Below are 13,504 nucleotides of genomic sequence, written 5' to 3'. Positions count from 1 at the left end.
CTCGGTCGCCCGCGCCGTCACGCGTTCGGGGCCACGTCGGTGCCCGCGCCGCGCTTGCGGGGCTTCACCGCTTCCCGCACCGCTTCAGGGGCCGACTCGAGCCCGAGCGGCACCAGGCCGGCGTCGGCGATGAGCGCGAGGTCGTCCTTCGCGGCCTGGCCCTCGCTGGTCAGGTAGTCCCCCAGGAAGATCGAGTTCACGATCTGCAGCGCCACGCCCTGCATCTGCCGCAAGTGGACCTCGCGGCCCGCCGCGAGGCGCACCTCCGCCGCCGGGTTCGCCAAGCGCACCATCGCCAGGATGCGCAGGCACCGGCGCGGGTCGAGCTCCCACGTGTCCTCAAGGGGCGTGCCGTCGAACGGCAGCAGGAAGTTCACCGGGATCGAGTCCACATCGAGCCCTCTGAGCCCCAACGCGACCGAGACGAGGTCGGCGTCCGACTCCCCCATGCCCGCGATGAGCCCCGAGCACGGCGAGAGCCCCGCGCCGTGCGCGGCGTTCACCGTGTCGACCCGGTCGTTGAACGTGTGCGTCGAGCAGATCTCCGCGTACGAGTCCTCTGAGGTGTTCAGGTTGTGGTTGTACGCGTCCGCGCCCAGATCCGCCAGCCGCTCGGCCTGCCCGTCCTTGAGCAGCCCGAGGCACGCGCACACCTCCACGCCCGGCGCCGCGTTCTTCACCGCCGCGATCGTCTTGCCCACCCGCTCGACGTCCATATCGGTCGGACCGCGCCCGCTCGCCACCAGGCACACCCGCGAGGCCCCGCCCGCGACCCCGGCCGCGGCCTGCTCGGCCGCCTGCTCCGGGCTCAGCCACGTGTACTTCAGGACGTCCGCCTTCGAACCGAGCCGCTGCGAGCAGTAGTTGCAGTCCTCCGGGCACAGCCCGCTCTTGAGGTTCACCAGGTAGTTCAGCTTGACGGTGTTCCCGAAGTGGCGGAAGCGAAGCCGCGCCGCGGCGGCCACCACGTCCATCAGCTCGGCGTCCGCGCTGGCCAGCACCGCCTCGAGGTCGGCGGCGGCCGGAGCCGCCCCCGCGTCGGCGGCGGCGGACAGGCGGCTGAGGGCTTCGTGCACTGCGGTCATGGCAAAAATCTTGCCACAGCGGCGGCGCGCGGACCTTTCGCATCGTTCACGGCCATTGCGCGTTATCGACCCCTCACACCATCCTCGGACCGCAGCGTCGCGATCTGGATACACTTGCTACAGTGGGTGGTCGGTGCTGCGAAGAACGCGGCGGGCTGGTGGAGGTCCCCCCTGCTCGCGTTTCATACGACGAACCGCTCGAGCCATCCGGAGAGAACCAACCGTGCCGATCGCACCTGGACAACCGGCGTTGATCGCCGTCGCAGTCGCGACCCTCTGGGCCCAGCCCTCGGCCCCAGGACCGGAGGACCGCCTCGCACTCGGCGTGCCGTCCGCGATCCGCGAATGGGTCGCCAGGCTCACCAACGACATCCGCGCCAACGGCCTCAAAGGACGCGTGCGCACCCAATGCCTTCTCGGCACCCGCGTCGAGGTCCTGCAGATCGCCGACGGCTGGGCCGAAGTGGCCTGTCCGCAGCAGAGCACCAGCGGCTGGGTCCCGCTCGACCAGCTGGTGCACCCCGCTGAAGGCGACACCGACGGCGTCGAGCACTTCGTGAGCGCGACCGCGACAGCGGTGCGCGAGGAGCCCGGCGGCGACGTCGCCATCCCGGGCGTCACGCTCGGCACCCGCCTGCGGGTCGTCGGCGCCCCCTACCGCGGCTGGGTCCCCGTGGGCCTGCCCGGGCCGCGCCAGCCCGGCTGGGTCCCGCAGCGGGACCTCGCCAACGAGCCCGTCGCCGAGACCCCGTCCACCGCGTTGATCGCGGCCGGGCTCGACGCGGTCAAGCTCGCGCAGCAGCTCCTGGAGATCCCGTACCTCCACGGCGGCGTCAGCGCCTACGGCATCGACGCCCCCGGCCTGGTATGGATCGTCTACCGCCAGTTGGGCATCGACGTGCCGCGCTTCAACGAGGAGCTCATCGAGACGGGCGAGGCCGTCGAGTTCGAGGACCTCCACCCGGGCGACCTCGTGTTCATCGAGCACGGCGGCGACCCCAGGACCCCGGCGATCATGGCCGAGCGCAGCCAGTCCGACCTGCCCGAGGTCATCTTCTCGTCCTCCGTGTACGGCAAGGTCGTCGTCGAATCGATCAAGGACTCCGAGCTCGCCGGCATCACCGCGTGCCGCCGCCTGCCCGTGCAGGCCTGAACGTCAGAAACGGCCCGCCTCCCTGTTCGGGGAGGCGGGCCGTTCCGTCTTGCAGTGCTCGCTTACTTCTCGGCGACCGCCACCGCGGGGGCGTTGTCGAGCGAGGCCTCGGACTCCGCGAAGAGCTCCTTGAAGGACTTGCCCTGGCGGCGCAGCAGGATCCAGTTGGCCAGCACGACCGTCGCCAGCACGCCCGCGATGATGCCCAGCGAGATCGTCGTCGGGATGTGCGGCATCCACTCGATGTGGTGCCCGCCGTTGATGAACGGCAGCTGGTTCTCGGCCAGGCCGTTCATGACCAGCTTGACGCCGATCCAGCCGAGGATCGCGGCCAGGCCCAGGTGCAGGAACTTCAGCGACTTGAGCATCGCGGCCAGCAGGAAGTACAGCTGTCGCAGACCCATCAGGGCGAAGATCGTGGCGGTGAAGACCAGGTACGGCTCCTGCGTGAGGCCGAAGATCGCCGGGATCGAGTCGAGCGCGAACAGGATGTCCGTCGAGCCGATCGCGATCATGGCCAGCAGCAGCGGCGTCACGAACTTGACGCCGTCGATGCGGGCGAAGAGCTTGCTGCCGTGGTAGTCGGCGCTCACGCGCAGCTTCGACTCGGCGAACTTCATGAAGCGCGACTTCTCGTACTGCTCCTCGCCGTCCTCCTCGTTCTCGTGGGCGTTCTCGCGGAGCTGCCCGATCGCGGTCCAGATGAGGATCGCGCCGAAGATGAGGAAGACCCAGCTGAACTTCGCGATGAGCACCGAGCCCACCGCGATGAACCCGCCGCGCAGGATGATGGAGAGGACGATGCCGACCAGCAGGACGCGCGACTGGAGCACCGCCGGGACCCGGAAGCCCTGGATGATGAGCAGGAAGACGAAGAGGTTGTCGACAGAGAGCGCCAGCTCGGTCAGATAGCCGGCGTAGAACTGCCCGCCGTACTGCGCGCCTTGGGTGACGAACATGATGACGCCGAAGACCAGTGCCGCGCCGATGTACACGCCGGCCCAAGCGGCGGATTCCTTTGTCGAGAGTTTATGGGGGTTGCGCACGGCCATCGCGAGGTCGAGAACGACCACGGACGCCAGCACCACCATCGTGAGAGCCCAGGCCCACGCGGGGAGATCCAATGTGTTGCCTTCCTTGCCTTTGGAGGGTCACATGGTCTCTCCCGGTCCTCGCGGACCAGCGCCACCGGGGACCGATCGCGGTCCCGTGCATTGACGACGACGCTAACAGCGCAGCACGCTGCGGGATACTCCCCACATACCTGATTCTGAACAGACGGGATAATTCTGCCTGCCGGAACCCGACTTGTCATCAGTCAGATTTGTGACTTCACTCTCGACACTACACCGGGTGGTGTCAGTGTGGCTGGTGCTGTGGGAGGCTCCGCCCATGGTTCTCGAAGTCGCTGAAATCAAAGTCACCCCTGGTCAGGAAGAGGCCTTCAAAGAGGCGTACCGCACCGCCCGCGAGTTCGTCGAGGTCTCCCCCGGCCTGCGGTCCATGCGCATGACCCAGGGCGTCGAGACGCCGACCCGCTTCGTGCTCCTCATCGAATGGGACTCCGTCGAGGCCCATGAGCAGGGATTCCGCGAGACCGAGCGCTTCCCGAAGTGGCGCGCGGCCATCGGCCCGTACTTCGCCCAGCCGCCGCTCGTCGAGCACTTCGAGGACGTCAAAGCGTAAACACGGCGACCGGGCCTCCCCTCGGCGGCTGAGGCCCGGACCCGACATTTCACCCGCTGCACGGGCGCGGGCGGCTAAGCGCCCGCTTCGTCGATCTCGCGGAGTTCGCGCTTGAGATCGGTGATCTCGTCGCGGTAGGCGGCGGCGAGTTCGAACCTGAGTTCCCTTGCGGCCGCGAGCATCTGCTCGTTCCGCTCCTCGAGCTGCTTGAGGATCTCCGAGCGGACCTTCCCGGCGCCCTGCTCCCGCTTGCCCTTCGGGAGGGTCGCCCACGGGTCGTCCTCGAGGACCTTCGCGGTCTCGGCGGCCGAGTCGTACAGGTCCTCCATGATGTCGCCGATGCGCTTGCGCAGCGGCTGCGGGTCGATGCCGTTCGCCTTGTTGTACGCGATCTGCTTCTCGCGGCGCCGGTCGGTCTCGTCCAGCGCGGCTTTCATCGAATCGGTGAGGTTGTCCGCGTACATGAGCACCGTGCCGGAGACGTTGCGGGCCGCGCGGCCGATCGTCTGGATGAGCGAGGTGGCCGAGCGCAGGAACCCCTCCTTGTCCGCGTCGAGGATCGCCACGAGCGAGACCTCGGGCAGGTCGAGGCCTTCACGCAGGAGGTTGATGCCGACGAGCACGTCGTAGTCGCCGCGGCGCAGCTCCCCAAGCAGCTCGACCCGGCGCAGGGTCTCGACCTCGGAGTGCAGGTACCGCACCCGGATGCCGTTGTCCATGAAGTAGTCGGTGAGGTCCTCGGCCATCTTCTTGGTCAGGGTGGTGACGAGGACGCGCTCGTCCTTCTTCGCGCGCTCGCCGATCTCGTGCATGAGGTCGTCGATCTGGCCCTTGGTCGGCCGGACCTCCACGTGCGGGTCGACCAGGCCGGTGGGGCGGATGACCTGCTCCACGAACTGGCCGCGGGTCTGCTCCATCTCCCACTTGCCGGGGGTGGCCGAGAGGTACACGCTCTGGCCCACGCGCTCGCGGAACTCGTCGAAGCGCAGCGGCCGGTTGTCCAGCGCGCTGGGCAGCCGGAAGCCGAAGTCCACGAGGTTGCGCTTGCGCGAGGCGTCGCCCTCGTGCATCGCGCCGATCTGGGGGATGGTCTGGTGCGACTCGTCGACGATGGTCACGAAATCGGAGGGGAAGTAGTCGAGGAGGGTGTGCGGCGGGGTGCCGGCCGGGCGGCCGTCGATGTGCCGCGAGTAGTTCTCGATGCCGTTGCAGGTGCCGGTCTGCTTCATGTTCTCCAGGTCGAACACGGTGCGCATCCGCAGCCGCTGGGCCTCCAGGAGCTTGCCCTGGGACTCGAGCTCGGTCAGCCGCTCCTCGAGTTCGACCTCGATGTCCCGGATCGCGCGGGCCATGCGCTCGTTGCCGGTGGCGTAATGCGAGCCGGGGAAGATGAGCACCCGGTCGACCTCGCGGATCACGTCCCCGGTGATCGGGTGGAGGTAGTAGAGCCGGTCGATCTCGTCGCCGAACATCTCGATGCGGATCGCCAGCTCTTCATAGGCCGGGATGATCTCGATCGTGTCGCCGCGCACCCGGAAGGTGCCGCGGGTGAAGGCGACGTCGTTGCGGCCGTACTGGACGTCGACGAGGCGGCGCAGCAGCTTGTCCCGGTCCCACTCCTGCCCGATCGCGACCTCGGTGGCCTGCTCCAGGTACTCGGCGGGGGTGGCCAGGCCGTAGATCGCCGAGACGGTGGCCACCACGACCACGTCGCGGCGGGTCAGCAGCGAATAGGTGGCGCGGTGGCGCAGCCGCTCCACCTCCTCGTTGATCGAGGCGTCCTTCTCGATGTAGGTGTCGGACTGCGCGACGTAGGCCTCGGGCTGGTAGTAGTCGTAGTACGAGACGTAGTACTCGACGGCGTTGTTCGGCAGGAGCTCGCGCAGCTCCTTCGCCAGCTGCGCGGCGAGGGTCTTGTTGTGGACCATCACCAGCGCGGGCCGCTGGAGCTGCTCGATCAGCCACGCGGACGTCGCCGACTTGCCGGTGCCGGTGGCGCCGAGCAGGACCACGTCCCGCTCGCCCCGTTCGATGCGTTCGGTCAGTTGGGCGATCGCGGTCGGCTGGTCCCCCGACGGCTCCCAGTCGGCTACCACCTCGAAGCGCCCCTCGGCGCGCGGAATATCGAATGCCACGGCCCAACCGTAGCGCCGGGGTACGACACACTTCGCGATCGGCGGTGACTTTTCACGGTCCGACTCGTTGGTCCCTGCGTGAGCTCCACTACCGCAGTTCCCTGGAAATCGGCCCTCATGTGGGTCATGGCCCTCCTCATCGCGATCGCCGTCGCCGGGTGGTTCGCCGTCTCCTGCAGTCCGGGCCGGTCGGACGCCGAGCGGCCTGTGAACGAGGAGGAGGCCGCGCTGCTGGCCGGGATGCGCGAGCGCAACCACGGCGCCGACCCGGTCGCGATCCGCATCGGCGTGCCGCTGGACGGCAAGACGGTGACCGCCGACGGGTACCTCGACTGGCAGGTGCCGATGCTGTACGCGCGCGTGCCGGACGGCGAGGGCCACCGGCTGGTCCAGGCCATCCCCGGCCTGATCGCGACGCACGCGGACGATGAGGCGGCCTTCGGCGAGGTGCGCGTCCCCGAGGACGGCTGGACGACCCGGCAGATGCTCTCCGGGGCGACCACGCCGCTCGAGACGACCATCGACATCCTTGCGTCGTCCCTGTTCACGCTCACTGCCGCCGAGGCGGACGACCCGGCCGAGCTGGCGGAGAAGGCCACGTGGCGGGAGGAGGGGATCATCGACGGCGAGCCCGTGGACTCCTTCCGGGCCCCGATCATGGTGGAGACGAACGAGCAGGGCGCGGCGAGCCCCGAGGCCCTGTACTCGCTCGACGGCGACGGGGACCTGCGGCGGTTCCAGGTGAACACGGGCGAGACGAACCTCTCGGCCGTGGACTTCCTGCGCGACGTCGCGTTCGACGCGAGCGGGCTCGTGGCCGCCGACGTGCTGGGCGGCCCGGCGATCGCGCCCGCGGCCGTCGACGAGGACCTGGCCGAGACCGTCGCCGAAGTGCGGCAGGGCAACTGGGAGGACACCGCCGAGGTGGAACTGACCGTGCCGACGGGCGACGGGCAGATGACCACCGGCAGCGGCACGATCGACTGGCGCACCATGACCGCGTACCTGCACTTGACGGACGCGGACGGGCAGCGGCTGTTCCTGGCCCGCCCCGGCGGGTACGCCACGGTCCCGGCCGAGGGCGACGACCTGCCCGAGACACCGCCGACCGAGGGCTGGGAGGCGCACGCGCTCGCCGACGAGGACGCGGCGGACCACTTCGGGCCGGTCGAGTCGCTGGTGTTCCGGCTCCTCGAGATGGCCTCCGAGGAGTCCGACGACACCGAGGCGATCGCCGAGAAGGCGTTCCTCCTGCGGGTCGACGAGGTCGACGGCAGCACGGTGAACGTGGTCGAGTTCCCGGTCGCCGGGGACGCCGAGGCCGCTCCCGGGCAGTCGGCCTTCCGCTACCACCTCAGCGGCGACCGGCTCAGCGAGGTCGAGATGATGTCGTACTACGGCGTCGCGAGCGCCGAACTGTCTGATGAGGACTTCCCGATGGTCGAGATCCCGTGGGAGCTCGCCGAGCAGATCGGCTGAGCCGCAACGGGAGCCGAGGCGACCGGCTGACCGGCTGACCGGCTGACCGGAGAAGGCATACGACGGGGCCCGGCCGACAACGGCCGGGCCCGTCTGCATCACCTCCGCTAACAGACCGGGGCGTGCCAGTGCGTCTCTTCGGCCCAGCGGTTCGCGCGCGGCCAGGCCTCCGTGCTGAACCACGACTCCTTGGCCTCGGTGTAGTCCCGCGTGGAGTCGAACTTCGCGGCGAGGACGCCCTTGACGTGGGCGTAGTCGGCGCGGGCCTGCGGGTCGTCGCGCAGCCAGTCGCGGAACAGCAGCGCGAACCGCTGCCCGGGGGTCTCGATCGACCGGAAGTGGATGTGGGCGATGTTGCCCGGGTCGGCGTAGCCGTAGAAGCGCTTCTCCCACTCCTCGGCCGACGGGAACTCCGGTTTGGGCGTGTCCTGCCCGACCTTCCCGAAGAACCCGGCGTCGCCCAGGGCGTCCTCGAACGCGTCGACGAGCGGGAGCGCCACGACCGTGACCTGGATGTCGATGACGTCCTTCGCGGGGAAGTCCGGCACCGCGGTCGAGCCGACGTGGTCGATGCGGACCGCGCTGGGGCCCATGACCCGGCGGATGCGGGCCGCCAGGTGCTCGAAGCGGTGCGCCCATTCGGGGTCGGAGTGAACCAGCTGGAGCTTGTCGGGCCGGGGCTCGTACCGGCCCAGCCGGAGGTTCTCGGCGAACGGCACGATGCGCTCGTCCCACAGGAGCTTCACGCGATGTTCGAGTTCGTGGAGGTCGCCGTCGTTGTGGAGGACGACGTCGCAGACCTCGCGGCGCTCCGCGTCGGAGGCCTGGGCGTCGATGCGCCGGATGGCGTCTTCACGGGGCAGGCCCCGCTCGGCGAGCCGTTCGAGCCTGAGCTCTCGCGGCGCCTCCACGTCGATGTTGAGGTGGAAGCCTGGCGCCTGGCCGGTCTCGGCCAGGAGCGGGATGTCTTGGACGACGATCGCGTCGTCGGGCATGGCGTCGGTGAGTTCTCGGGCGCGGGCCCGGACCCGCGGATGCACGATCGCCTCCAGCTCCGCACGAGCGTGCGGGCTGTCGAAGACGATCGTCGCGAGCGCGGCGCGGTCGAGCGCGCCGTCGGCGTCGAGGACCTCCGGTCCGAAGCGGGAGACCACCGCGGCCAGCCCCTCGGTGTTCGGGGCGACGACTTCACGGGAGAGGGCGTCCGCGTCCACGACGCGGGCTCCGAGTTCGGACAGCTTCGCTGCGACCGTGCTCTTACCGGCTCCGATGCCACCTGTCAATGCGACTCTAAGCACAAATAAAACACTACCCGCCCCAGGCGAACAGCCTGGGACGGGCAGTGTGTATTTCAGCTGAACGAGCGACTACCGCCGGTTTGCGGAGGCAGTCGCCTCGGGCCTAGTTGCCGGCGAGCTTCTCGCGCAGAGCCGCGAGCGCCTCGTCGGTGGCCAGGGTGCCCTGAGGCTCGGCCGGGGCCGACTTCTTCTCAGGGGCCTTGCCGCCCTTCTTCTCGCCCTTGGGGGCCGCTTCGCCCTCGGCGGGCTTGGCGGGAGCCTCGGTGATGACGCGCTCGGCGATCTGCTTGCCGTGCTCCTCCCAGCGGGTGCGGGCCTCGGCGTACTGCCGCTCCCACTCCTCGCGGGCCTCGTCGAAGCCCTCCATCCACTCGCCGGTCTCGGAGTCGAAACCGTCCGGGTAGATGTAGTTGCCCTGGTCGTCGTACTGCGCGGCCATGCCGTACAGCGTCGGGTCGAACTGCTCCTCGTTCTCGACGAAGGCCTCGTTGGCCTGCTTGAGCGAGAGCGAGATCCGGCGACGGTCCAGGTCGATGTCGATGACCTTGACCATGGCGTCGGAGCCGACCTTGACGACCTGCTCGGGCACCTCCACGTGGCGCTCGGCCAGCTCGGAGATGTGCACCAGGCCCTCGATGCCGTCCTCGACGCGCACGAACGCGCCGAAGGGAACGAGCTTGGTGACCTTGCCCGGGACGATCTGACCGATCGCGTGGGTGCGGGCGAACTGGCGCCACGGGTCTTCCTGGGTCGCCTTCAGCGACAGGGAGACGCGCTCGCGGTCCAGGTCCACCTCGAGGACCTCGACCTCGACCGGCTGACCGACCTCGACGACCTCGGACGGGTGGTCGATGTGCTTCCAGGACAGCTCGGAGACGTGCACCAGGCCGTCGACCCCGCCGAGGTCGACGAACGCGCCGAAGTTGACGATCGAGGAGACCGTGCCCTTGCGGACCTGGCCCTTCGCGAGCTGGTGGAGGAACTCGGTGCGGACCTCGGACTGGGTCTGCTCGAGCCAGGCGCGACGCGACAGGACCACGTTGTTGCGGTTCTTGTCGAGTTCGATGATCTTGGCTTCGAGCTCGCGGCCGACGTACGGCTGCAGGTCGCGCACACGACGCATCTCGACCAGGGACGCGGGCAGGAAGCCGCGCAGGCCGATGTCGAGGATGAGACCGCCCTTGACCACTTCGATGACCGAGCCGCGAACGACGCCGTCCTCTTCCTTGATTTTCTCGATGGTGCCCCACGCACGCTCGTACTGCGCGCGCTTCTTCGAGAGGATCAGACGGCCTTCCTTGTCCTCCTTCTGGAGGACGAGGGCCTCAACGTGATCGCCCACAGAGACGACGTCTTCGGGGTCCACGTCGTGCTTGATCGACAACTCGCGCGAGGGGATGACGCCCTCGGTCTTGTAGCCGATGTCGAGCAGGACTTCATCCCGGTCGACCTTGACGACGGTACCTTCGACGATATCGCCGTCATTGAAGTATTTGATGGTCGCGTCGATCGCGGCGAGGAGCTCCTCGTCGGAAAACGTTTCTTCGACCGTGGTGCTGTTCTCAGCGTTGCTCGAGGTGGCCTCGATGCTGCTCGTCATGTGGGCTGGTGCTCCGGATACGTAAGATTCGTGGGCTCGCGCCCGCGCCCTCGCAAGACGCGAATGCTCGCAGTTCGTTCCCCGGGCCGCCCTTGCCGCTGGCAACGCGCCCTGCTCCCTTCTGAGGACGCGGACATGCCCAGGCCATCCCAGGTTACCGTGCGCGATTACGGCGCGCCAGTCCGGGCCGGGGGCTCGTGTCGACAGCCACGAACACTTGAGGCCGGCAAGCGGCGCCTTGACCCGCTAGTGGGCGGCGGCTTCCCAGGACTCGCCGAATCCGGCGGAGACCGTGAGCGGTACCGCGAGTTCGGCGGCGCTCGACATCTGCTCGCGGACGAGCGTTTCGAGCGCGTTCGCTTCACCGGGTGCGACTTCGCACACCAATTCGTCGTGCACCTGCAGCAGCACCCGCGAGGCGAGGCCGGAGGAGCGCAGCTCGCGGTCGACGCCGAGCATCGCGGTCTTCATGATGTCCGCGGCGCTGCCCTGGATCGGGGCGTTGAGCGCGGCCCGCTCGGCCATCTCGCGGCGCTGGCGGTTGTCCGAGGTGAGGTCCGGGAAGTAGCGGCGCCGGCCCATGATCGTCTCGGTGTACCCGGTCTTGCGGGCCTCCTCGACGGTGCGGTGGAGGAAGTCGCGGACCTTGCCGAAACGGGCGAAGTAGTCGTTCGACAGCTGCTGGGCCTCCTCGGTGGAGACGCCGAGCTGCTGGCTGAGGCCGTACGTGGACAGGCCGTAGGCGAGGCCGTACGACATCGCCTTGATCTTGCGGCGGTGCTCGGCGGTGACCGCCTCGGGCGCGACGGCGAAGACCTTCGCGGCGACCGCGTTGTGGATGTCCTCCCCCGAGACGAACGCGTCGATCAGGCCCTCGTCGCCCGTCAGGCTCGCCATGATCCGCATCTCGATCTGGCTGTAGTCGATGGTCATCAGCGACTCGAAGCCCTCGGAGACCACGAACCCGGCGCGGATGTTGCGGCCGGCCTCGGAGCGGACCGGGATGTTCTGCAGGTTCGGGTCGGCCGAGGAGAGGCGGCCCGTCGCGGCCACGGTCTGGTGGAACGTGGTGTGGATGCGCCCGTCCGTCTGGATCGTGGCGCGCAGCGTGGCGACGATCTGCTTGAGCTTCTCCACGTCCCGGAACCGCAGCAGCTGCTCCAGGAGCGGGTGCTGGGTCTTCACGTAGAGCTGCTGCAGCGCTTCGGCATTGGTGGTGTAACCGGTCTTGGTGCGCTTGGTCTTCGGCATCCCCAGCTCTTCGAACAGGATCTCCTGGAGCTGCTTCGGCGAGCCGACGTTGAACGGGCGGCCCACGATCTCGTGAGCGCGCTCGGTGGCCTCCTTCGACTGCATCGCGAACCCGGACTCGATGTCCGCGAAGTGGCCCTCATCGGCGGCGATGCCCAGGATCTCCATGCGCGCCAGGACGCCCGCGAGCGGGTACTCCATGGCCTCGGCGAGGTGCGCCTGGTGCCGGTCGGCGAGCCGCGCGGTCTGCTCGGCGGCGAGGTCGCTGATGACCGCGGCCGCGGCGCAGTCGGCTTCGAGCTTCGCGGTGCCGTCGTTCATTGCCGCATCGAGGCCCAGCAGGGCGCCGTCGTCGGCCGGGGACTCGGGGGTCTCCAGTTCGCGGCCGAGGAACTGCATCGCGAGGTCGCCGAGCGCGTACGAGCGCTGCTCGGGCTTGAGCAGGTACGCGGCGATCACCGTGTCCGCCTTGATCCCCTGCACCTCGGGCCAGCCCGCGGCGTCGGCGCCCCACAGGAACGCCTTCGCGTCGTGCACGACCTTGCTCTTCGCCGGGTCGGCGAGCCACGCCGCCCACGTCGACTCGTCCTCGGCGTCGAGCTGCGACGGCTCGAACCAGAGCGCCTGGCCGCCTTGGGCCAGCGCGATCGAGTCGAACGAGCCGGCGCCGGACGCGAAGGTGCCGGAGAAGGCGATCGCGATGTCGCCCGCGCGGGCGCCGAGCCAGGCGGCGAGGCCGCCGGGGACCAGCGCGGCGGCTTCGGTGTGGTCGACTTCGGCGGCCGGGACGGCGGCGGCGCCCACGGCCTTGGCGGCGAGGTTCGCGTTGAGCCGCTCGCCGAGGGCGCGGAACTGGAGGGCGTCGAAGAGGCGGTTGGTCTCGGAGACGGACCAGCCCTCCCAGGCGAGCTCCTCGACGGTCCTGTCGAGCTCGAGGTCGCAGACGAGGCCGTTGAGGCGGTGGTTGCGGAGCACGTCGTCGAGGTTGTCGCGGAGGCTCTGCCCGGCCTTGCCGGTGATCTCGTCGGCCTTGGCGACGAGGCCGTCGAGGGAGCCGTACTTGACGATCCACTTGGCGGCGGTCTTGGGTCCGACGCCGGGGACGCCGGGGAGGTTGTCCGCCTTCTCGCCGACGAGGGCGGCGAGGTCGCGGTAGCGGTCGGGGGTGACGCCGTACTTCGCCTCGACGGCCTCGGGCGTGTAGCGGGCGAGCTCGGTGACGCCCTTGACCGGGTAGAGGAGGGTGGTGGCCTCGTTGACGAGCTGGAGGGCGTCGCGGTCCCCGGAGGAGATGAGGGTGGCGAACCCGGCGGCCTCGCCGCGGGTGGCGAGAGTGGCGATGATGTCGTCCGCCTCGAAGTTCTCCTTGGTCAGCCAGGGGATGCCGAAGGCGTCCAGGAGCTCCTGGATGATCGGGATCTGGCTCTTGAACTCCTGGGGGGTCTCGCCGCGGCCGTCCTTGTAGGCGGCGTACTCCTCGGTGCGGAAGGACTTGCGGGAGATGTCGAAGGCGACCGCGACGTGGGTGGGCTCCTCGGCCTTGAGCAGGTTGATGAGCATCGAGGCGAAGCCGTAGACGGCGTTGGTGACTTGCCCGTCGTCGGTGGCGAACTTCTCGGCGGGCAGCGCGAAGAACGCGCGGTAGGCCATCGAATGGCCGTCGATCAGGAGCAGGCGCGATTGCGAAGCGGTCACGTCCCCGAGCCTAGCGAGTGGGTCCGACAAGTCCGGCACAAGCCGGTGACGGCGTGGCTCGGGGGCAGCGCTAAGGCCCGCGTCCCCCCTCGGCGAAGCTTGCGAGCCGTGAATGCTGCGGA

9 protein-coding genes are annotated in these 13,504 nt (G+C 69.1%); 3 read left to right on the top strand and 6 right to left on the bottom strand.

Translation table 11 applies throughout. The annotated features are described in order from the left end of the window. Window positions 1-17 precede the first annotated feature (17 nt). Window positions 18-1,085, bottom strand: coding sequence for a biotin synthase BioB (gene bioB / locus O2L01_RS16660; protein WP_270123106.1), 1,068 nt, complete (start codon window positions 1,083-1,085; stop codon window positions 18-20). A 223-nt stretch (window positions 1,086-1,308) separates the two neighbouring features. Here bioB and O2L01_RS16655 point away from each other — a divergent pair, with 223 nt between their 5' ends. After that, window positions 1,309-2,238, top strand: a complete 930-nt coding sequence (locus tag O2L01_RS16655; protein WP_270123105.1) for a C40 family peptidase — start codon at window positions 1,309-1,311, stop codon at window positions 2,236-2,238. 62 nt (window positions 2,239-2,300) lie between these two features. Here the strand turns inward: O2L01_RS16655 and O2L01_RS16650 are convergent, their stop codons facing one another. Next, window positions 2,301-3,362 (bottom strand): TerC/Alx family metal homeostasis membrane protein, encoded by a 1,062-nt coding sequence (locus O2L01_RS16650; protein ID WP_270123104.1) that lies wholly within the window; start codon window positions 3,360-3,362, stop codon window positions 2,301-2,303. 268 nt (window positions 3,363-3,630) lie between these two features. Between O2L01_RS16650 and O2L01_RS16645 the strand changes: the two genes are divergently transcribed. After that, a complete protein-coding gene (locus O2L01_RS16645; protein WP_270123103.1) occupies window positions 3,631-3,924 on the top strand; it encodes an antibiotic biosynthesis monooxygenase family protein in 294 nt (97 codons plus the stop codon). A 74-nt stretch (window positions 3,925-3,998) separates the two neighbouring features. Here the strand turns inward: O2L01_RS16645 and uvrB are convergent, their stop codons facing one another. Continuing rightward, window positions 3,999-6,059: an excinuclease ABC subunit UvrB gene (uvrB, locus tag O2L01_RS16640; protein WP_270123102.1), complete on the bottom strand. Its 2,061-nt coding sequence runs from the start codon at window positions 6,057-6,059 to the stop codon at window positions 3,999-4,001. 78 nt (window positions 6,060-6,137) lie between these two features. Here uvrB and O2L01_RS16635 point away from each other — a divergent pair, with 78 nt between their 5' ends. Beyond that, a complete protein-coding gene (locus O2L01_RS16635) occupies window positions 6,138-7,538 on the top strand; it encodes a hypothetical protein (RefSeq protein WP_270123101.1) in 1,401 nt (466 codons plus the stop codon). Between the two features lie 107 nt (window positions 7,539-7,645). On the opposite strand, the gene coaE is transcribed toward O2L01_RS16635, so the two are convergent. From coaE to polA, 3 genes are all read right to left on the bottom strand, one after another. Beyond that, entirely contained in the window at window positions 7,646-8,836 is a 1,191-nt protein-coding gene (gene coaE, locus O2L01_RS16630) for a dephospho-CoA kinase (RefSeq protein WP_270123099.1), read from the bottom strand. A gap of 103 nt (window positions 8,837-8,939) precedes the next feature. Beyond that, window positions 8,940-10,436 carry a 30S ribosomal protein S1 gene (rpsA, locus tag O2L01_RS16625; RefSeq protein WP_270123098.1) on the bottom strand — a complete coding sequence of 499 codons (1,497 nt, stop codon included), beginning with the start codon at window positions 10,434-10,436 and terminating at the stop codon, window positions 8,940-8,942. 246 nt (window positions 10,437-10,682) lie between these two features. Beyond that, window positions 10,683-13,382 (bottom strand): DNA polymerase I, encoded by a 2,700-nt coding sequence (gene polA, locus O2L01_RS16620; RefSeq protein WP_270123097.1) that lies wholly within the window; start codon window positions 13,380-13,382, stop codon window positions 10,683-10,685. Window positions 13,383-13,504 lie beyond the last annotated feature (122 nt).

This window comes from Glycomyces lechevalierae, from assembly GCF_027622945.1.
Lineage (GTDB): Bacteria > Actinomycetota > Actinomycetes > Mycobacteriales > Micromonosporaceae > Glycomyces > Glycomyces rutgersensis.
The sequence above is the reverse complement of the archived record's forward strand: the minus strand, read 5'-3'. Positions and strand labels throughout refer to the sequence as shown.

Excerpts from the sequence above, each read along its gene's own strand:
- bioB (WP_270123106.1), bottom strand. The coding sequence starts at position 1,085 with ATGACCGCAGTGCACGAAGCCCTCAGCCGCCTGTCCGCCGCCGCCGAC.
- O2L01_RS16645 (WP_270123103.1), top strand. The coding sequence starts at position 3,631 with ATGGTTCTCGAAGTCGCTGAAATCAAAGTCACCCCTGGTCAGGAAGAG.
- rpsA (WP_270123098.1), bottom strand. The coding sequence starts at position 10,436 with ATGACGAGCAGCATCGAGGCCACCTCGAGCAACGCTGAGAACAGCACC.